The following is a 19,913-nucleotide window of genomic DNA, read 5'->3' as shown; positions in this document are numbered from 1 at the left end:
CCGGCGCACTTCTGCGGCGGGCGCGGTCGAATCTGTTCCACGACCTAGATCTGGCTCGTCGGTCATCGTGTCAGAATGGCGGCGGGTCAGGGTTGAGGTCCGGTCTCGGGTCAGGGTTGAGGTCCGGTCCCGGGTCAGGGTTGAGGTCCGGTCCCGGGTCGGCGTCGGGGACGGGCGGCGGGCCGAGGTCGCTTCGGGCCGCGGGCGTCGCATGGTCCATTGGCATCGTGTGACCAGCGTCCCCGAGCTCACGGTCGATCGGCCCGGCGACAGCGCGCGCGCCAAGCGGCGAGACCCAGAGTACGGGCCCGCACGATTCCCCGGCCTCAGCCTCGAGCCGAGACGAGTTCCACAGACGCAGGCTCTTCAGCGCGTGGTGCTTCTCGCAGAGCGCCTGGAGGTTGACCGCGTCGGTAGTCCCGCCGTCCTGCCACTCGGTGATGTGGTCGATCTCGGCCTTCCGGGCCGGGCGGGAGCACCCCGGAAACAAGCAGGTGCCGTCGCGGTACTCGATGAAGCGGCGTAAGCGCTTTGGCGGCCTGTACGCCGTGCGGCCAAGGGAGAGCGGGATCCCGTCTGCTCCGATGGAGAGCAGCTGCCACGTCGGAGCGACCACGGCCAGCGCCCGAGCGGTCTCGGCATCGATCGGGCCATAGCCCTCGAGGACCGCGGGCTCGTCACTCAGCCCCAGTAGCGACCCGGCGGGAACATAGACGACGATCTCCGCCGCCGGCACCGGAACGCCCGCCGCCGGCACCGGAACGCCCTCCGCCGGCCCGGGCGCGCCCTCCGAAGGCACAAACGCGGCTTTCGCAGGGCCAGGCAAGCCCGCCGGCGTCCTGGGCACCTTCGCCGAACGACTTGCCGGGCCCTCCGGAGGCGGGTCTTGGCCCCCGATCGGACAGGAGTCGCTCCCGGTCGCGTCGCCCCCAGTCGGGCCGCTCCCCGTCGCGTCGCCTCCACTCGAGCCGAGGATCAGGCCTGACAAGATGTCCGCGCGCAACTGAGGCAACGTCCGCCCTTCCTCCGGGTCGGCCCGGCGCACCGCGCGGGCGATCCCGTCGACTCTGCCGACGGCAGCGAGACCGACCTCTGCCGGAAGGAGCGCGTTCAGGGTGCACATCCCGTCTGGCTCCGGGCGCACCCACACCCCGCGGTCCCGCATGGCGCGCGCCTTCCGGGCCCGAATCGTCTCCGGATGCTGGCGCTCGCGCAGGCCCCGCACCACCGCTCGGAACTCGCCCGCAGCCCGCCTGCGCCCGCTCCGGGTCTCGAGCCGCCCCAAGCATTCGATCCCGAACTCCTCGGCCATGTCCGCCGGAAGCGTTGCGGTCTCCTCCGTGATGACGCGGGCGTGCGCTTCGGACAGCATCCCGCACTCCAACCTGCTCAGCACCGCCAGTTGCGGGCCGCACAGCGACTCGGACGCCTTCAGCAGCCGCGCGGCAGCCCACTCGCTGATCCCCTCGGCTACTGCGACCTCGGACACCGCGAGGGCGTGCCCAACGTCCCCGCCGAACCGCTCGGGACCTCGGTCGGCCCGACCGGCAGCGACGCGCGCCTCGTCCTCGCAGGCGAGCCGGACCCGCTCGACCGCCAGAGCCTCGAGCGCCGCGAGGAAAGACCGTGCCCGACCGATATCGGCCAACACCCTGAGGGCGTCCGCGCCGGTGAGCGTGGACGGATCCGGATGCCACAGCGAGCCCTCCAGAAGTGACCCGGGCCGCGGGACGAGCATGACCGCTCCCGAAGCCTCAGGGGAGCCGCCCGCGGGAATCGGCGCAGCCGCCTCGGAGCCCTCGTCACCCGGACCGGTTCCGCCAGCCATGATGTCCCCCCAACATCAGTCGAAACTATTGACTAATAATACCACACGTCACCATAGAACCAGAAGAAGTATTCGATCCATCGGCTCCACCCCTCAGCCCGCCGTCCGGGGGACCGGACATCCCTGCCGCCAGACACTGGCGCCGACGGCGCCCCGTGCGATGTGCTGGAGACATGAACGACGCCACCCGCACCACGCTCCCCGTCGACGCTCCGAGTGAACCGTGGACCGGGCGGAACGACGGCGACGCCCCTGAGCATGCCCGCTGGTGGCAGGCCGTGCAGCCGTGGTCGTCGGGGGCGTTCGCCGAGGCCGTGGCCCGGGCAACGGCCGACGGCGGCCCCCGCCCGGGCGTGCTGCTCGGCTTCCGCTCCGACGAGGGCGTGCGGCGCAACAAGGGCCGGATCGGCGCGGCGGGGGCGCCTGCGGCCGTGCGCGCGGCCTTGGGCCCACTCGCGTTCCATCTCGCGCGGGAGGTGTTCGACGTCGGCGACGTCACAGTGACGCTCGGCTCCGACGAGATGCCCGGCGACCTCGAGGGCGGGCAGGAGCGCTGCGGCGCGGCCGTATCGGCCCTCCTCGACGCGGGTGCGCTCACCGTGACGCTCGGCGGTGGCCACGAGACGGCGTTCGCAAGCTATCTCGGCGTCATCGACGCGGAGCCGGCGGCCGGTCGGCGCGTCGGCGTGCTCAACCTCGACGCGCATTTCGACCTTCGCGACGAGACGCGGGCGAGCTCGGGAACCCCATTCCTCCAGATGGCCCGAGCGGAAGCCGCCGCTGGCCGCACGCTTGAGTACGCCGTTGTCGGCATCTCCCGGCCCAACAACACGCTCGCGCTGTTCCGCCGAGCCGACGAGCTCGGTGTGCGCTATCTTCTCGACGAGTACGCGACGCGGGAGACCGCGGAGTCGTTCGTCGAGGACTTCCTCGCGGGGCTCGACGCCGTGTACCTCACCATCGACCTCGACGTGCTCCCCGCCGCCGTCGCCCCGGGGGTCTCGGCCCCCGCCGCGCTGGGCGTGCCGCTCGAGGTGATCGTCGCGGTCGTGCGCCGCGTCGTGGCGAGCGGCAAGCTCGTGCACGCGGACCTCGCGGAGCTCAACCCACGGTTCGACGTCGACGGCCGCACCGCGCGCGTCGCCGCGCGGCTCGTCGACACGATCCTGGGCTAGGAGCCAGCCCGGACGGGTTAGAGGGAAAGCACGGCTAGAGTGCGAGGCCGATCGCGAGGCACACGACGCCGATCGCCGGCGGAACCAGCTGCTTGAGTGCAGCGCTCGCCTTCGAGGGCGACGACAGCAGCAGCACCAAGCCCGCAGCGACCATCGATCCGGCACCCACGAACACGAGCGTCGCGCCGACCGCGGTGGCGCCGGCCGTGACGAGGACCACGCCCAGGCCGGCCGCGACCGCGAGGAACAGGTTGTAGAAGCCCTGGTTGAAGGCGAGCTCCTTGCTGGCCTCAGCCTGCTCGGGTGAGGTCCCGAACGTCGCACGCGTCCGCGCGGCCGTCCACGCGAGCGATTCCATATAGAAGATGTAGACGTGGATGAGCGCGGCGATGCCCGCGAAGACGAGTCCAGCAATGACCATGGCCACAGGCTACTGGCTCGACCACGTTTCTCCCCGCGATTCCGGCCCCACGCACACGGGCCTCACGCACACGGGCCCCAACCCATACGGGCCCCAACCCACACGGGCCCCGCACCGTCATCGGTGCGGGGCCCGCGCTGGGTTGCGAGTTCCTACGTTGCGAGCGAGGGAACCCCTATGCGCGGCGGACGAGCACGCCGTCGGACTTCAGGAAAAGTCGACGGGGCTCACCGCCGTCAGCCTTGATCCACAGCACGTTGCCGCTGAGCGAGACTTCCTCGACTCGCCCCGCGGCCACGAGCTGCGCGTGCTTGATGATCTCGATCGGATCCTCGGCCCGCAGCACCGTCCAGTCCGCAATCGGCGCCTGGTGCGCGCCCCGTCTGGTCAGTACCGCTCCGCGTGCCTTCATGCCCTTAACCCCTCCGTGGATTCCTGTCCCTCTAGGACCAATTGTGAGCCGCGCCATTACGGCCTCTCTGTTTCTATCGGTTCCTACGGCGCGTCGCTATGTAGAGTCCGACCACGATCTCCAAGTTTCGTTGTGCACTTGCCTAACGCTGTGGTCGGACCATGCTGTGGGCCCGGTTTTCCGGGCCCACAGCGGGGCGCGCACCCAGTGCGCGCGGGCTTTCGCTAGAGCAAACCACCGACGGCGGCGCTCACCGAGGCGAGCAGCTCGCCGCGTGCGAGCACGCGGTCGGCCTCCTCGAGCTCGGGCGACATGAAGCGGTCGACGCCGGGACCCGCCACCGAGCGCCGGAGCACCTCGATCGCCGCGGCCCCACCCGGACCAGGCACGAGCGCGCCGTCGGACATCGCCGTGCGGAGGTCGATCGCGCGGGCCGCCGTCACGAGCTCGATCGCGAGCACGCGGCGGAGGTTCTCGACCGCCTTGCGCAGCTTGCGCGCCGCGTGCCAGCCCATCGACACGTGGTCCTCCTGCATCGCGGAACTCGGGATCGAGTCCACCGACGCGGGGACGGCGAGACGCTTGCAGTCAGAGACGAGCCCGGCCTGCGTGTACTGCGCGATCATGAGGCCCGAGTCCACGCCCGGATCGTCGGCGAGGAACGCGGGCAGGCCGTGCGAGCGCGCCGGGTCGAGCATGCGGTCGGTGCGGCGCTCGGCCATCGACGCGAGGTCGGCCACGGCGATCGCGAGGAAGTCCAGCACGTACGCGACCGGCGCACCGTGGAAGTTGCCGTTCGAGCTCACCCGGCCGTCGGGCAGCACCACGGGGTTGTCGATCGCGGCCGCGATCTCGCGCTCCGCGACCGTGCGCGCGTGGGCGATCGTGTCGCGGACGGCGCCGGCCACCTGCGGCGCACAGCGGAGCGAGTAGGCGTCCTGGACGCGGTTGTCGCCGACCTTGTGCGACTCGACGATCTTCGAGCCGCGGAGCACCGCGAGCATGTTGGCCGCCGAGTCCGCCTGGCCCGGGTGCGGGCGCAGCGGCGCGTGGAGCTCGGGCAGGAACACGGCGTCGGTGCCCATGAGGCCGTCCACGGACAGCGCGGCCGTCACGTCGGCGGTCTTGACGAGCGCGTCGAGGTCGTGGAGCGCCATGAGCAGCATGCCGAGCATGCCCTCCGTGCCGTTGACGAGCGCGAGCCCTTCCTTCTCCGCCAAGGTGACCGGGGCGATGCCATGCTCGGCGAGGAGCTCCGCCGTCGTCCGCTCGCCGCGGCCGCCGAAGGACTCGCCGTCCGGGCCGAACGCCTCGCCCTCGCCCATGAGCACGAGGGCCACGTGGCTGAGCGGGGCGAGGTCGCCCGAGCAGCCGAGCGAGCCGAACTCGCGAACCACGGGGGTGATGCCCGCGTTGAGGAGCTTGACGAACGTCTCGAGGACCACGGGACGCACGCCCGTGCGGCCGGACGCGAGCGTCTTGGCACGCAGGAGCATGAGCGCGCGGGCCACCTCGGGCTCGACGGCCGGGCCCATGCCCGCCGCGTGGCTGCGGATGAGCGACTTCTGGAGCTGCGTGCGCAGGTCCTGCGGGATGTGGCGGTTCGCGAGCGCGCCGAAGCCCGTCGAGATGCCGTAGGCGGGGGTATCGCTCGCGGCGAGCTCCTCGACGTGGGCGCGGACGCGGGCCACCTCGGCGAGCGCCTCAGGCGCGACGCTCACGTGGGCGCGATGGCGGGCGACGGCGACGACGTCGGCCGCTGTCAGGCCGCCGAGGGAGAGGGTCACCTCAGAGGGAAGGCCGGTTTCGGGGGCGGTGAGGGTCATGGTGGTCCTTTACTTCCCGGCCGCGGATGCGGACATCGGAATACGAACGCCGCGCTCCGCGGCGACCTCGACGGCGCGCTCGTAGCCCGCGTCGACGTGGCGGATCACGCCCATTCCGGGGTCGTTGGTGAGGAGTGCGGTGAGCTTCGCGGCGGCGAGCTCGGAGCCGTCGGCCACGGAGACCTGGCCGGCGTGGATCGAGCGGCCGATGCCCACGCCGCCGCCGTGGTGGATCGAGACCCACGTGGCGCCCGAGGACGCCGCGGTGAGCGCGTTGAGGAGCGGCCAGTCGGCGATCGCGTCGGAGCCGTCCTTCATCGCCTCTGTCTCGCGGTACGGCGAGGCGACGGAACCCGAGTCGAGGTGATCGCGGCCGATCACGATCGGCGCCTTGACCTTGCCCTCGGCGACGAGCTTGTTGAAGAGGAGGCCGGCCTTGTGGCGCTCGCCGTAGCCGAGCCAGCAGATGCGCGCGGGCAGGCCCTCGAACTCGACGAACTCCTCGGCGGCATCGATCCAGCGGTGCAGGTGCTCGTTCTCGGGGAAGAGCTCCTTGATGGCCGCATCCGTGACCTTGATGTCCTCCGGGTCCCCGGACAAGGCCACCCAGCGGAACGGGCCGAGGCCCTCGCAGAACAGCGGGCGGATGTACGCCGGGACGAAGCCCGGGAACTCGAACGCGCGGCCGTAGCCGCCCTTGCGGGCCTCGTCGCGGATCGAGTTGCCGTAGTCGAACACCTCGGCGCCCGCATCCTGGAACTCGACCATGGCCTGGACGTGCCGGGCCATGGCGTTCTGGGCCTTCTTCGTGAAGCCCTCGGGGTCCGCCTCGGCCTCGTGGTGCCACTGCTCGACCGTGTACTCGGTGGGGAGGTAGCTGAGCGGATCGTGGGCGGAGGTCTGGTCGGTGACGATGTCGACCGTGAGCTCGCCCGCGCGGTGGCGGCGCAGGATCTCGGGGAATACCTCGGCGGCGTTGCCCACGTAGCCCACGGAGAGCGCGCGGCCCTCGGCCTTCGCGGCGACGACCTTGGCAAGCGCGGCGTCGAGGTCCGTCTCGACCTCGTCGAGGTAGCGCTTGCCCGCACGGCGACGGAGGCGGGACTCGTCGACGTCGACGATCAGCACGGCGCCGCCGTTGAGCGTGACGGCGAGCGGCTGGGCGCCGCCCATGCCGCCGCAGCCGCCCGTGAGGGTCAGGGTGCCCTTGAGGCTGGCTGTGCTGGTCTTCTCTTCTGCGAAGAGCTTGGCGCCGACTGCGGCGAACGTCTCGTACGTGCCCTGCAGGATGCCCTGCGTGCCGATGTAGATCCACGAACCGGCCGTCATCTGGCCGTACATCGTGAGGCCCTCGGCCTCGAGGCGGCGGAACTCGGGCCAGTTCGCCCAGTCGCCCACGAGATTCGAGTTCGCGATGAGCACGCGCGGGGCCCACACGTTGGTGCGGAAGACGCCCACGGGCTTGCCGGACTGCACGAGGAGGGTCTCGTCGTCGTCCATGTCCTTGAGCGTGGCGAGGATCGCGTCGAACGCCTTCCACGAGCGCGCGGCGCGGCCCGTGCCGCCGTACACGACGAGCTCGTCCGGGCGCTCGGCCACCTCGGGATCGAGGTTGTTCATGAGCATGCGCATAGGCGCCTCGGTCTGCCAGGACTTGGCGGTGATCTCGGTACCGCGGGGGGCGCGGACCGGGCGGGCGCCGGTGGTGAAGTCGGCCTTGCGGGCCGGACTCGTGGTGGACATCGTGACTCCTGCGTCGGTGATGGTGGGTTAGCGATCCACGGGATCTTCTGCATCCATGACACCGCGTCGGCAGCCCCAGCGGGAGAGGCTTTTGAGCGGACCCGTCCGGCATTCCAGACAAGTGATCAGGTCCCGGAGTTCCCGACCGGGATTGACGCTCAACGTCCGGCGAGCCCGGCGGACACGCCGAAGGCCGGGTGGAATCGCCTCCTGATCACGGTCGGAATCCGGGGGCGGACTCGTGGCAGGCCCGGATCGGCAGCGCTTAGTCGGCGATGAGACGCTTCCCGAACGTCACGACGTCATCCTCCGAGTAGCCAGAGCCGCCGTAGAAGCCGTGCGCCTGCTCGTTCCCGCGCCGCACCATGAGCATGGCCTTCGGGCAGCCGAGCGCCTCGAGCCGCGCCTCCGCCTCCGCGATGAGCGCGCGGCCGATCCCGCGACCCTGCTGCGAGGGCGCGACGGCGAGGTAGTAGATCCAGCCGCGGTGCCCGTCGTAGCCGCACAGCGCGGTGCCGACGACGGCGCCGCCGCCCGCGCCGCCGTCGTCGGCACCTCCAGCACCGCGCTCCTCGGCGACGAGGAACAGATCGGGCCACGTCGCGACGGCGCGGTCGATGTCCTTGCCGGGATCGTTCCACGGCCGCGTGAGCCCGACCTCGTGCCAGAGGGCCACGACGGCGGCGCGGTCGGGTTCGGCGAAGGAACGGAGGGTCATGGGCCCACCGGGGCAGCGACACTCGGTGGGATCACTGAGCCAATCGCCAGCACACGCCGCCATCGGTCCCGCAGAATGTCAGTTCGCTCGGAACGAGCATCAGGAACACCACAACGCCAGCAATCCCAACACACCAGATTCCCGACAACACATATGCCAGCCGCACAAGGGTCGCCCCCCGTTCGCCCGATCGCCGGATCTCGCGCGCGGCCCAATAGGCTGAGACGAGTCCGAACGGGAAGATCAGAAACAGGAACAAGCTAAGAATCGCAATTCTGTTGATCCTACGAATCCGCGGCGGAAGATCTCCTCGCGACACAATCTTTTCCAGCTTCACCCCGTATGAACGGCCAACAAAGTCCAGCACGAGACCACGAGATCCCTTCGGGCCAATAAAGCACAGAGGAATCTGCACTAGAAGCGGCCCGAGCATGACCAGGATAAATGCAGCCATAGCCCTTGCGGTCGGCTGGAGGGACCAAACGTCTGGATTATCACCATTTGCCTGACTGGCAGCAGATTGGGTGAGTATCGTCATCACAAAGCTCAAAACAACAATCACGAAAACCACCAAGACTGTCATCGCTGTGGACCAGTCTCGGCCAGCCAGCGCGGAAACCAGGTGCTTGAGCATAAAGAACGAGACGATAGCAGCTCCGCCCGCAATGGCTACCCTCAAGAGGAAACGTTCCGGGTCACCGGAGGCACCCAGCGGAGTGACCGCAAATGCAAGCAGGACTGGGGCCACCAAGAAGACCAGGGCACCTTGAGCCACGCGCTGGCGGCCCCCCATCGGCACCCCCGGTATACGGGACTGAGCTTCCCAGATCTCTGCGAGCCCAATCTGGTATCCCACCGCGCGAACACGCGGCTCCGATCCGAGATCCGCGAGCATCGATGCCTCAGCAGCAGGAAGAATTAGCAAAGCTGAAAGGAGAATTGTCCCGAAGACTCGATACGCATCAACAGTCTTCGGGATTCCACCAAGGCCGAATAGCGCAACGATACACAGGAGCGCAATGCAAACCATGAGCATCATCGCGAAGAGGCCGATAAACGAGGTGGCTCCCGGCTGCACGATCTTCTCGGCTCGGGAGGTCGCACGAGCGGAGAATTGGACCGCAATCACAAAGGCCGCCAGGATACCGTACGTTGCAGATATGGTGGCCGCCCCGAGGGGTGCGAATACAAAATGGGGCTGGTTTTCCGACCCGGAGCCCATAAGGGCCATACCATGCAGCGCCGCAACTGCTATTACAGCCAGAAGACCGGCATAGGCGGCACGCCTCAAAATCTGGTTGATATACTCCGCGTAGTGGATCGATCGCCGTCCCGGAATATCCGCAACTCGTCGAGCATGCACAGGCTTCTGTCCAACCGCAACATTACGGACACGTCGGCTAAACGAATGGCGCGTCATTTCGTTCCCCCTAAATCGACATGTATGAGGTGCTGGACCGCAAGGCCAAGCCGCTCGCACCCTACCGCGAGCCTCTGACACGGAACCGTCCTGTGCCGCGCACCCGCGGAAGGTGACCACTCGACGGGGACCCGCTCACCGCCGCCCGTAGATGCGGTGCGAGAGCTCCCCCGCGACGCGCGCAACGTGCTGGGCGAGCTCGTCCCGCTCCTCGCCAGGCACCTTCTCGGCGAGGAAGGTCACGGCGACGGCCGCCGTCGGCCATCCCGCGTGGTCCGTCACGGCCGCGGCGACGGACGCGAAGCCGGACGTGACCTCGCCGTCCTCGGTCGCGTAGCCGCGCTGGCGCACTTGGTCGAGCGCCGACTGGAGCGCGGAGTAGCTGCGGATGTGCTCGCCCTCCTCGGTGCGTTCGCTGAACGCCGCGGCGTTCGGGTAGAGCGCGCGGACCTGCGACTTCGGCAGGGCCGCGAGGATCGCGCGGCCGCTCGCCGTGAGGTGGCTCGGGAGGCGGACGCCCACGTCCGTCACGAGCGAGGGCCGGTTCTTCGCGCGCTCCTCGACGATGTACAGGACGTCACGGCCGTGGAGCACCGCGAGGTGGGCGCTCTCGCCGATCGCGTCCACAAGCGAGGCGAGCACGGGCCGCCCCAGCCGAGACAGCGGTTCCTGCCGCGAATACGCGCTCGAAAGCTCGAACGCCCCGATTCCGAGCCCGTAGCGCCGCTCCTCCGGCAGATGCATGACGAAGCCGTTCTCCTCCATGACCGCGAGCAAGTGGTACACGGTGGAGCGTGGGAGCCCGAGTGCCGCGGCGATGCTCGCGGCGGGCTGCGGACCGCGGCGGGACGCGAGCAGGCGCAGGATGCGCAGCGTGCTCTCGGCGGCGGGAACCTTGGACTTCGGGCTGGGCTCGGCGGGCATGGGCGGGACCTTTGGGGTGGGGGTGCGGGCGGGGGCGCGGGCAGGGGGCAATGTCTGGAATACCGAACTCCAGTGTGCCCGCGGACGACGGCGGCGCGCACCTCCCGCACGGAGCCCACCGTCTGCTATACCAGACAGATTCGCCGTCTGCGATCTGAGACACCAATGGCCGGTGACGCCACTCACAACCCCGTGCCCAGCGGGCACAGTGGAAGGGATCCTTCCCAGCGACGCGAGGAACTCCCGTATGCAGACTTCACCCGCCGTGCTCAGCCGCGGCCTCAACGTCCGGCACATCCGGTTCATGGCGCTCGGCTCAGCCATCGGGACGGGCCTTTTCTACGGCTCCGCCTCCGCGATCCAGGCGGCCGGCCCCGCCGTCCTTCTCGCCTACATGATCGCGGGCGCCGCGGTGTTCATGGTCATGCGCTCGCTCGGCGAGATGGCCGTGCGCCATCCCGTCGCGGGCTCCTTCAGCCAGTACGCGGGCCGCTATCTCGGGCCACTCGCGGGCTTCGTGACCGGCTGGACGTACGTGTTCGAGATGGCGATCGTCGCGATCGCCGACGTCACCGCGTTCTCCATCTACATGGGCTTCTGGTTCCCGGACACGCCGCGGTGGATCTGGATCCTCGCGGTCATCTTCTTCCTCACGGGCGTGAACCTCCTGAGCGTCAAGGTGTTCGGCGAACTCGAGTTCTGGTTCACGCTCGTCAAGGTCGTCGCGATCGTCGCGATGATCGCCGGCGGCGCCGCCCTGATCGTCTTCGGCGTTCAGCTCGGCGGCCAGCATCCCGGCGTCGGAAACCTCGTGGACCACGGAGGCTTCCTCCCGAACGGCTTCGGTGGCATGCTCGCGGCGTTCTCGGTGGTGGTGTTCGCGTTCGGAGGCGTCGAGACGATCGGCGTCACGGCGGGCGAGGCCGAGGACCCGAAGCGAGCCATCCCCCGCGCCGTCAACACCGTGCCGGTCCGCGTGCTCCTGTTCTACGTCCTGACCCTCGCGGTGCTCATGAGCCTCTTCCCGTGGTCGGAGGTCGGCGCGCAGGGCAGCCCGTTCGTCCAGATCCTCTCGAGCCTCGGCGTCCCCGGCGCCGCGAACGTGCTCAACGCAGTCGTCATCACGTCCGCGCTCTCGGCGATCAATTCGGACATCTTCGGCGCGGGCCGCGTCCTGTTCGGGCTCGCCCAGCAGGGGCACGCGCCGTCGTCCTTCGGCAAGGTGTCCAAGCACGGGGTGCCGTGGCTGACCGTGGTGGTCATGACGGGCGTGCTGCTCGTGGGCATGGTGCTCAACGCCGTCATTCCCGAGGACGTGTTCACCGTCATCGCCTCGATCGCGACGTTCGCGACCGTCTGGGTGTGGGTCATGATCCTCGCGAGCCACGTCGCGATGAAGCGCGAGATCCGGAAGTACTCGCTCGCGCCGTCCGAGTTCCCGTCGCCGCTGTGGCCCGCGGCCTCCATAGCCGCGATCGCGTTCCTGGCGCTCGTCATCGGGGTGCTCGGCTGGTTTGAGGAGACGCGCGTGGCGCTCGTGGTGGGCGGCGCGTGGCTCGCCGTCCTTGCGGGGGCCTACGCGCTGTGGGTCCGTGGCGACGGACGACGGCGCCCCGCCCTCCGCGACGAGACCTCGCCGATCCCGGTGGTCGCCGAGGGCGAGGTCCGCGAGGCGGTCGGCTCGAGGCGGTAGGCCGAACCGCCACCGCCACCGCCGGGCGCAACACTCGGTCTCGGAACCAGGCGTCAGCGCGTCACACTGGTGTTGGACATGTCTAATTGAGAGCATCTTCCTGCCTGCACCCGCATGGCAACCGTTCGAGCACCATCAGTGAAGCTCAGGAGCAACCATGTCCAACCCGTCCAACATCCAGGCCCCGGCGGCGGCCTACGCGCCGCCGCCGGTTCCTGGAAAGACCCTTGGGATCATCTCGATCATCCTTCCGTTCGTCGGCCTCGGCCTCATCGGCCTCATTCTGGGCATCGTCGGGAAGGTCCAGGCGAAGAAGGCCGGATACAAGAACACGCCCGCGGTCGTCGGCATCGTCCTCGGCGCGATCAGCGTGGTGGTCGGACTGATCGTGACCATCACGATCATTGCCGGGATCACCGCCGTGGCCCAGCAGTGCCAGCAGCTTGGCCCGGGCGTCCACCAGCAGGGTAGCGTCACGATCACCTGCGGCAGCTAACTGCACCCAACTGCTGCCCGAACCCGCATCTCCGTATGGAATTCGCCACGGAGATGCGGCTCAAGGCAGGAGTTGCACCCTCGCAGCAAAACGAACGGCGCCGGTTCGGGCCCCCAATCGCCCGAACCGGCGCCGTCAGCGGTTGCCCGGCCCCGCTACCGCGCCGACCAGCCGCCGTCCATCGTGTAGCTCGCGCCGGTGACCATGCCGGCGTCGTCGGACGCGAGCCAGCACGCGAGCGAGGCGACCTCCGCGGGCTCGACGAGCCGCTTGATGGCCATCTCGGTGAGCATGACCTCATCGAGCACCTCGGACTCGGGAATCCCGTGAGTCGCCGCCTGATCCGCGATCTGCTTCTCGACGAGCGCCGTGCGGACGTACCCGGGGTTGATGCAGTTCGAGGTCACGCCGTGCGGGGCCCCCTCCAGAGCGGCGACTTTGGAGAACCCCTCAAGGCCGTGCTTCGCCGCGACGTACGCGCTCTTGAACGCCGAGGCACGGATCCCGTGCACCGAGCTGATGTTGATGATGCGGCCCCACCCCTGCTCGTACAGGTGCGGGAGCGCGGCACGGATCAGGAGGAACGGCGCCTCGACCATGAGCCGCTGGATCCGACGGAACGCTTCCGGATCGAACTCGTGAATCGGCGCGACCTTCTGGATTCCCGCGTTGTTGACGAGGATGTCGCAGTCGAGCTTCAGCGACTCGAGCGGCGAGGTGTCGAGCAGGTCCACGGCCCACGCCTCTCCGCCGAGGTCGGCGGCGACCTTCGCAGCGGCCTCGCCGTCCAGGTCGGCGATGACGACGGCGGCGCCCCGCTCCGCGAGCCCCCTCGCCACGGCCGCGCCGATGCCCGCGGCGCCGCCCGTCACGAGGGCCTTGCGGCCCGCGAGCGCTCCGCCCGTGGACAGTCCGCTCATGCGCGGGCCTCCGCCTGGCCGGTCCCGACGTCCGCCCGGGCGGCGTCGGCTGCGTCCAGCTCGCGGAGCGACGCACCGCGCGTCTCGCGCAGCGCCACGACCGAGATCACGGTGATGACGGCGGCAATCGCGAGATAGACCGCCGTGGGCCACCACGAGCCGGTGGCCTTGAGCCATTCGGTCGCGAAGACCGGCGCGAGCGAGCCCGCCACGATCGACGTGACCTGGTAGGAGATCGAGACGCCCGAGTACCGCATCCGGGTCGGGAACATCTCCGCCATGATGGCCGGCTGGCCCGCGTACATGAGCGCGTGGAAGACGAGGCCCACGATGATCGTGATGAGGATGACGAACGTGTTCTTCGTGCCGAAGGCCGGGAAGGCCCAGAAGCCCCACGTCGCGGCGAGGATCGCGCCCACGAGGTAGACGGGCTTGCGGCCCACGCGGTCGGCCATGCGGCCGACGATCGGAATCACGATGAAGTGGCACACGTGTGCTATTGCGATCACGCCGAGGATCGAGCCCGTGTTCATCTTGAGGCCCGTGCCGAGGTACACGATCGAGAACGTGACCACGAGGTAATACATGATGTTCTCCGCAAAGCGCAGCCCCATGCCCACGAGCACGCCCTTCGGGTAGCGCTTGAGCACCTCGAGGACGCCGTAGCCGGCGGCCTTCTCGGCGTCCAGCTCGGCCTTCGCGGCCTCGAAGATCGGCGCCTCGGTGATGCGGGTCCGGATGACGTAACCCACAACGACCACGACCGCGGAGAGCCAGAACGCGACGCGCCAGCCCCAAGCGAGGAAAGCGCCGGAGGGGAGGAACGTCGTCATGACCCACAGGACGAACGTCGCGAGGACGTTGCCCACAGGAACGGCCGCCTGCGGCCACGAAGCCCAGAACGCGCGCTGCGAGTCCGGCGCGTGCTCCGCGACGAGCAGCACGGCGCCGCCCCACTCGCCGCCGAGCGCGAGGCCCTGGACGAAGCGCAGCACCACGAGGAGGATCGGCGCCCACACGCCGATCTGCTGGTAGGTCGGGAGGCAGCCCATGAGCACGGTCGCGACGCCGATCAGCATGATCGTGATCTGGAGCGTCTGCTTGCGGCCCAGCCGGTCGCCGAGCTGCCCGAACAGGACGCCGCCGAGCGGACGCGCGATGAAGCCCACGGCGTAGGTGAGGAACGCGGCGATGATCGCGTCGTACTCGTTGCCCATGGTCGGGAGGAGGATCTTGTTGAAGACGATCGTCGACGCGGTCGCGTAGAGGAAGAAGTCGTACCACTCGACGACCGTTCCGGCCATCGACGCGGACACAATCTTGGTCAGAAGCGATCTGTCGGCGGCCGTGCCGCCCGAGCGCTGCGTTGAGCTCATGGGTTCCCTCCCGGGGTCTGCTCTGACGTGTGCCCCACGGCACCGGGCCCTGTGATGCGGGCCACCTTTGACCAAGCCAGTATTGTTGCGCGAATTTGTGGCATCAATAGTCAGTTCGGCAAGGTACCTGTGCATTCCTGCACGTACTTGCCTCCGCCGGGCTACAGTGGGCCGCATGACGACGGCGTCGCCCTCCCCTGACCAGCTACTCGTGCTCCTCGAGGTCTCCCGCGCGGGCAAATTCACGACGGCGGGCGAGACCTTGGGCCTCAACCACACGACAATTGCCCGCAAGATCGCGGCGCTCGAAAAGGCCCTCGGAGGGCGAGTCCTCGCTCGCGCGGCGGGCGGCTGGGAGCTCACTCCCCTCGGCGAGCGCGCGGTGGGCGTCGCGGCCCAGGTTGCGGACGCCGTCGCCCGTCTGGCGCCGGGAGCCGACGATCCGGTGACCGGCGTGGTGCGCATGACGGCGACGGACGGCTTCAGCGCGTACATCGCCTCGCCCGCCGTAGCGGAGCTGAGGCGGGAACACCCGAACCTCGCGGTCGAGCTCATCACGGTGACGCGACGCGCGCTCCAACAGCGTTCGGGCGTGGACATCGAGGTCGTGGTCGGCGAGCCGCAGGTTCACCGGGCCGAGGCCGTGCGGCTCGGAGTCTACGCGCTCGGCATGTACGCGTCTCGGGGCTACCTCGCGCAGCACGGGGCGCCGCAGACCCCCGATGAGCTCGCGCGGCACGGGCTCGTGTACTTCGTGGACTCGATGCTCCAGGTCGACGACCTCGATGCACCCCGCCGCCTCGTCCCCGAGATGCGGGACGGCCTCACCTCGACGAACGTGTTCGTGCACGTCGAAGCCACGCGGGCGGGCGCGGGAATCGGCTTCCTGCCGTGCTTCATGGCCGACCGCCACTCCGACCTCGTCCGGCTCCTGCCCGACTACTTCCGCGCGCAGCTCCCCTACTGGATGGTTCTGCGACCCGATTCGATGCGGCAGCCGGCCGTCGCCGCCGTCGTCACGGCGCTCAAGCGGAAGGTCGAGGAGTCGCGGGCCATGCTCCTGGGAAACTGAGCGTCAGCTCGCGCCCGGGGGGTCGTGCCGCGGCCGCGCGGCTCCGATCCACGAGCGCACCTGGGCGTCCTCCCAGTACTGTGCGGGGACGCCCCCTCCGAGCAGACGACGGCGCAGCCCGGACGATCCTTCGAGCGGCGTATCGCTCGCCGAGACGATGATGTTCCCGAAGCGCCGGCCCTTGAGCATCGCGGGGTCGGCGACGATCGCGACGTACGGGAACACGTCCGCGATCGACGCGGCCTCCTCGCGCGCCGTCACCTGATCCGGCGCGCTCCCGACGTTGGCGACGAAGAGCCCGCCGCCGTCGAGGAGCCGCGCCGAGGCGTGAACGAACTCGACCGTGGTCAGCGGATGCGGGGTCCGCGAGCCCGCGAAGACGTCGCGGATCACGAGGTCCCGCGTCTGCGGCGTGAGGGACTCCGTGACCGCACGGGCCTCGCCCACGCGGAGCCGCATGAGCGGCGCCTTCGGCAGGTCGAACCACGCCCGCACGTACTCGGCGAGCTGCCCGTCGAGCTCGACCACCACCTGCCGCGCGTCCGCGTAGCGCGCCGCGAGATACCGCGGCATGGAGCACCCGCCGCCGCCCTGGTGCAGGGCACGAAGGCGTCCCGTGGTCTCTGGCGGGAACCGCTCCTCGACGAGCGCGACGATCCAGCGCATGTACTCGAAGTCGAGCCGCAGCGGATCGCTCAGGACAATGTGGGAGCTCTGGACCCCGTTGATCTTGAGGAGCCAGCCGTCGGACGAATCGCCGTCCCGCTGGAGCTCGGCCGTGCCCGTGTCGATCGGGTACAGGCCCGGCGCGAGGCGCGGGGTGCGAGCGTCCATGGCGTAACGCTATCCCAGCGCGGCGCGCGGGCTGTCCCCGAAGGACCGCAAGAACGCCCCCGGGGCCGGTCCTGCCCCGGAGGACCATCCCGTACGGGTTTCGCGCGCCGGAGGCGAAGAGCCGGGCGACGCGCCGCGCGACACACCGGCTGCCAACCCTGTGCCACTCAGTACGCGTACTCGCCGGAACGCTCTCTGGCCCTCAGCGCACTACCGCGAGCGCAAAGCCGTCCCAGCCCTTCGACCCGACGGTCTGCACCACGGTCGCGTCGAAGAGCGGGCCGCCCAGCAGCTCGAGCGCGGCCACAATGCCCGGGGCGTTGGTCTCGTCCTGCGACGGATCGAGGAGCGAGCCCTCCCACACGGCGTTGTCCACGACCACCACCGTTCCGGGCCGGCCGAGCCGCACGGCCCACTCGAGGTAGTTCGAATCGTTCTGCTTGTCGGCGTCGATGAAGACGAAGTCGTAGGGCCCCTCGAGATCGGGGAGGCTCTCGAGCGCCGGGCCCACGTGGACGTCGACGCGGTCTGCGAGGCCCGCCGCGGCAAGGTTCTCCCGCGCGACCGCCGCGTGCTCCGGCAGGTACTCGAGGGTGTCAAGGTGCCCTCCGTCCGGGAGCGCCTGGGCCATCCAGATGGTGCTGAACCCGGCGAGCGTGCCGATCTCGAGGATCCGCCGCGCGCCGCTCATCCGGACGAGCAGCTGGAGCAGCTTGCCCGCGGTGGGCTGCACTTCGATGGGCGGCATGCCGCGTTCGACGGCGGTGGTCAGCGCGCGCTCATGCTCCGGTCCGGGCTTCACCACCGTCGAGGTGAGCCAGCGTTCCACGTCGATCCATTCGGGCTTGGCCATGTGCTCGATCATGCGGCCAGTCTGGCCCGGGCGACCGCCGCGGGGGAAGGGGCCTCGCCCCACTCGCCCTCGATCTCCGTGAACATCGATCGTCTAGGACACGGGCGAAATTCCGCGAATTCGGCCGAGGAGTCAGGGCCGCATCGAGCGTCTGGCCGACAGTCGAGTCGACTAGAGGTCCGTAAATTCAGGAACTTCTATTCACGGATGGGCGGAAAGCGTAGGGTCGAGTCATGGTTCATTTCAGACCCGGCTCGAGCACCGTAAATTCGGTCTTTGTCGATCCTCGTGCGCTAGATGTCGCCCTCTACATCCGGGACCGGCTGGGACTGGACGCGGGACTGGGAAGCTCTCCGGAATTCCGCCTGGCTCCTACTGTCGAATCCGATAATTCATTGCTGGAGGCTGCGGACCGAGCCGCCATATCGCGGGAATGGGAAGCGTGGTGGAAAGAGCTTGTCGGCAGGACCGTCCTCGGCCGACCGGACTTGGATGGTCCGATCGACTACTACGGACCGCTTCTCGGCAACCGACGGCTCCACGATGTCGCCGAGCCGCTGTTCGAGGAAGCGAACACGTGGTATTCCGGGCAGGCTGACTCGAACAGAGGAGAGTGGGGAGACCTTCAATCCCCGACCTTCCGGCCGCGTGTCATCCAGGAGATGACCGTGAAAGCGCGGCCACGGATCAAAGGGCCCGTGGACATCGTCGTCCTCACCATTCCGGTCAACGGCAAGCTCGGCTGGCGGATCCGCGACCACCGCTTCGCGATCACGAAGCCCCTCCTCCGGGACTTGCAGACATTCAAAGAATGGTTTGGCCGAGAGCTAGACGCAGGCCTCTGAACTCGGCCGCAGGTCAGGTGCAGCCCAAGGTTGGACCCTGGCTGCACCTGACCTCCGCGGAAGCTACCGTCAGGCCGATTACTCTCTAGACGTTACCGGCGTCAGTCTGCGTGGGTATGTTGCACTGCAGCCCCCACCACAGGGTGACCGAGCCCGAATATGCGGCGGCAAGAACGCCTTGGCCCCCTGCCCACACGACCTGTCCTGTGCCGTACCAGCTGCCGTTCATCCAGCCGGTGTCCTTCCATTGCCCCACTCGATACGGGCTGTTCCACTCACTATCCGCGCCGAGGAACCGTAGGCTACAGAATCACCCGTGGCGCCGCAGACATCGATGCCGTGCTCCTTCGCGTATTTCAGCGACTTCGGGCTGATGTTCGCGCAGTCGGGAACCATTGGGATCTGTATCAGCTCGCCGAAGCCGTTGAATGCAGTGCATTGCCGACAACCCCGCAATACTCGGCCAATGTGACTTTGAGTTCAAAACCCCTCCTCGATTTGCTTTGGTTCGCTCCTTGAGGAGGGCCCTACACAACTTGCGCCATCCCCCAACGTGGCAGACCATACTCGTCAAATCAAATATGGGTCAATGGTTGAAGTCGGTCAAACAACTTACACGTGGAGGTCTAAGTGGTGGCGAGAATTGTTACCCCATTTGTCTCCGTATTGATTTACGGGAAATTAAGTGTTCCGGCGGGTGAGGTGCGAGAAATCTAAGTGGTGTCGAACACTCCTGCTCAGTGGCCCTCCGGCAATCACGACAACGCCGAGCATGCGCCTTCGTCATCGATGACGAGACCCCGGTCAGGCAGGAGCTCAACCCGCTCCCCCACGGACAGGCTGCTCTCAGAAACAGGTACAGTCCGACCAGTCGACGTTCACTTTTGGTCCAACGGCGGGTGCGGATGCCATTCCTCAGCGCCCTGACCCATCAGGATCTCTTCGCGCCTCCTCGATCGCGCGCTCGAGGCGCTCGACCTTGCCGTCGATTTCACCCGAGTGCCCCGGGCGGATGTCCGCCTTGAGCACGAGCGAGACCCGCGTTCCGTACCGTCCCACAGCCTCCGTGGCCCGCTTCACGACGTCCATGACCTCGTCCCACTCGCCCTCGATCTCCGTGAACATCGAGCTCGTGCGGTTCGGGAGGCCCGATTCGCGGACAATCCTGACGGCCGCGGCGACGGCCTCGTGGACGGAATCAGGAGCGACGCCCGACGGCGCGTGCCCGGCTTCCGCTGGCCGCTCGCCGGACGGGGACACCGAGAAGGCGACAATCATGCGCCCAGTCTCGCACGCGGCGCGCCGGCGCTCGGCGTCATATTTGCCCTCTGAATGCTAATTTCTCCTGAGAGTCCAG

18 protein-coding genes are annotated in these 19,913 nt (G+C 68.6%); 5 read left to right on the top strand and 13 right to left on the bottom strand.

Annotated features, from left to right (window positions below):
- Positions 1-70: 70 nt before the first annotated feature.
- Positions 71-1,828: a DUF222 domain-containing protein gene (locus tag ACOKR1_RS01780; RefSeq protein WP_422935068.1), complete on the bottom strand. Its 1,758-nt coding sequence runs from the start codon at positions 1,826-1,828 to the stop codon at positions 71-73.
- Positions 1,829-2,001: 173 nt separating this feature from the next.
- On the opposite strand from ACOKR1_RS01780, the gene hutG reads away from it, so the two are divergent.
- Positions 2,002-3,003, top strand: coding sequence for a formimidoylglutamase (gene hutG / locus ACOKR1_RS01775; protein ID WP_422935067.1), 1,002 nt, complete (start codon positions 2,002-2,004; stop codon positions 3,001-3,003).
- 34 nt (positions 3,004-3,037) lie between these two features.
- Here the strand turns inward: hutG and ACOKR1_RS01770 are convergent, their stop codons facing one another.
- The 7 genes from ACOKR1_RS01770 to ACOKR1_RS01740 all read right to left on the bottom strand — a co-directional run bounded on the left by ACOKR1_RS01770 (position 3,038) and on the right by ACOKR1_RS01740 (position 10,467).
- Positions 3,038-3,424 (bottom strand): DUF1304 domain-containing protein, encoded by a 387-nt coding sequence (locus ACOKR1_RS01770; protein ID WP_422935066.1) that lies wholly within the window; start codon positions 3,422-3,424, stop codon positions 3,038-3,040.
- A 175-nt stretch (positions 3,425-3,599) separates the two neighbouring features.
- Positions 3,600-3,836, bottom strand: a complete 237-nt coding sequence (locus ACOKR1_RS01765) for a hypothetical protein (protein ID WP_415854742.1) — start codon at positions 3,834-3,836, stop codon at positions 3,600-3,602.
- A gap of 224 nt (positions 3,837-4,060) precedes the next feature.
- Complete coding sequence (gene hutH / locus ACOKR1_RS01760; protein WP_422935065.1) at positions 4,061-5,662, bottom strand: histidine ammonia-lyase; 1,602 nt, start codon at positions 5,660-5,662, stop codon at positions 4,061-4,063.
- A gap of 9 nt (positions 5,663-5,671) precedes the next feature.
- The gene (locus ACOKR1_RS01755) at positions 5,672-7,405 is read right to left on the bottom strand and encodes a urocanate hydratase (protein WP_422935064.1); all 1,734 of its coding nucleotides are present in this window, start codon (positions 7,403-7,405) and stop codon (positions 5,672-5,674) included.
- 265 nt (positions 7,406-7,670) lie between these two features.
- The gene (locus ACOKR1_RS01750; protein WP_422935063.1) at positions 7,671-8,123 is read right to left on the bottom strand and encodes a GNAT family acetyltransferase; all 453 of its coding nucleotides are present in this window, start codon (positions 8,121-8,123) and stop codon (positions 7,671-7,673) included.
- A gap of 31 nt (positions 8,124-8,154) precedes the next feature.
- Positions 8,155-9,543 (bottom strand): hypothetical protein, encoded by a 1,389-nt coding sequence (locus tag ACOKR1_RS01745; protein WP_422935062.1) that lies wholly within the window; start codon positions 9,541-9,543, stop codon positions 8,155-8,157.
- A gap of 135 nt (positions 9,544-9,678) precedes the next feature.
- Positions 9,679-10,467, bottom strand: a complete 789-nt coding sequence (locus ACOKR1_RS01740; RefSeq protein WP_422935061.1) for an IclR family transcriptional regulator — start codon at positions 10,465-10,467, stop codon at positions 9,679-9,681.
- A gap of 247 nt (positions 10,468-10,714) precedes the next feature.
- On the opposite strand from ACOKR1_RS01740, the gene ACOKR1_RS01735 reads away from it, so the two are divergent.
- Together ACOKR1_RS01735 and ACOKR1_RS01730 are read left to right on the top strand one after the other, a co-directional pair.
- Positions 10,715-12,160, top strand: coding sequence for an amino acid permease (locus ACOKR1_RS01735; protein ID WP_422935060.1), 1,446 nt, complete (start codon positions 10,715-10,717; stop codon positions 12,158-12,160).
- Between the two features lie 157 nt (positions 12,161-12,317).
- Positions 12,318-12,656, top strand: coding sequence for a hypothetical protein (locus tag ACOKR1_RS01730; RefSeq protein WP_422935059.1), 339 nt, complete (start codon positions 12,318-12,320; stop codon positions 12,654-12,656).
- 155 nt (positions 12,657-12,811) lie between these two features.
- On the opposite strand, the gene ACOKR1_RS01725 is transcribed toward ACOKR1_RS01730, so the two are convergent.
- On the bottom strand, positions 12,812-13,576 hold the full coding sequence (locus ACOKR1_RS01725) for a 3-hydroxybutyrate dehydrogenase (RefSeq protein WP_422935058.1): 765 nt from the start codon (positions 13,574-13,576) through the stop codon (positions 12,812-12,814).
- Complete coding sequence (locus ACOKR1_RS01720; RefSeq protein ID WP_422935057.1) at positions 13,573-14,952, bottom strand: MFS transporter; 1,380 nt, start codon at positions 14,950-14,952, stop codon at positions 13,573-13,575. The genes ACOKR1_RS01725 and ACOKR1_RS01720 overlap by 4 nt, the downstream gene beginning before the upstream one ends.
- 175 nt (positions 14,953-15,127) lie before the next feature.
- Between ACOKR1_RS01720 and ACOKR1_RS01715 the strand changes: the two genes are divergently transcribed.
- The gene (locus tag ACOKR1_RS01715; protein ID WP_422935056.1) at positions 15,128-16,024 is read left to right on the top strand and encodes a LysR family transcriptional regulator; all 897 of its coding nucleotides are present in this window, start codon (positions 15,128-15,130) and stop codon (positions 16,022-16,024) included.
- A 3-nt stretch (positions 16,025-16,027) separates the two neighbouring features.
- Here the strand turns inward: ACOKR1_RS01715 and ACOKR1_RS01710 are convergent, their stop codons facing one another.
- Positions 16,028-16,858, bottom strand: a complete 831-nt coding sequence (locus ACOKR1_RS01710) for a spermidine synthase (RefSeq protein ID WP_422935055.1) — start codon at positions 16,856-16,858, stop codon at positions 16,028-16,030.
- A gap of 202 nt (positions 16,859-17,060) precedes the next feature.
- Complete coding sequence (locus tag ACOKR1_RS01705) at positions 17,061-17,723, bottom strand: O-methyltransferase (RefSeq protein WP_422935054.1); 663 nt, start codon at positions 17,721-17,723, stop codon at positions 17,061-17,063.
- A 383-nt stretch (positions 17,724-18,106) separates the two neighbouring features.
- Here ACOKR1_RS01705 and ACOKR1_RS01700 point away from each other — a divergent pair, with 383 nt between their 5' ends.
- Positions 18,107-18,556, top strand: coding sequence for a hypothetical protein (locus ACOKR1_RS01700; RefSeq protein WP_422935053.1), 450 nt, complete (start codon positions 18,107-18,109; stop codon positions 18,554-18,556).
- A gap of 915 nt (positions 18,557-19,471) precedes the next feature.
- Here ACOKR1_RS01700 and ACOKR1_RS01695 read toward each other — a convergent pair.
- Entirely contained in the window at positions 19,472-19,834 is a 363-nt protein-coding gene (locus ACOKR1_RS01695) for a thiamine-binding protein (protein ID WP_422935052.1), read from the bottom strand.
- Positions 19,835-19,913: the final 79 nt, after the last annotated feature.

It is taken from the genome of Sinomonas sp. P47F7, from assembly GCF_049332655.1.
Taxonomy (GTDB): domain Bacteria; phylum Actinomycetota; class Actinomycetes; order Actinomycetales; family Micrococcaceae; genus Sinomonas.
This window is presented reverse-complemented; position numbering and strand designations above follow the sequence as displayed.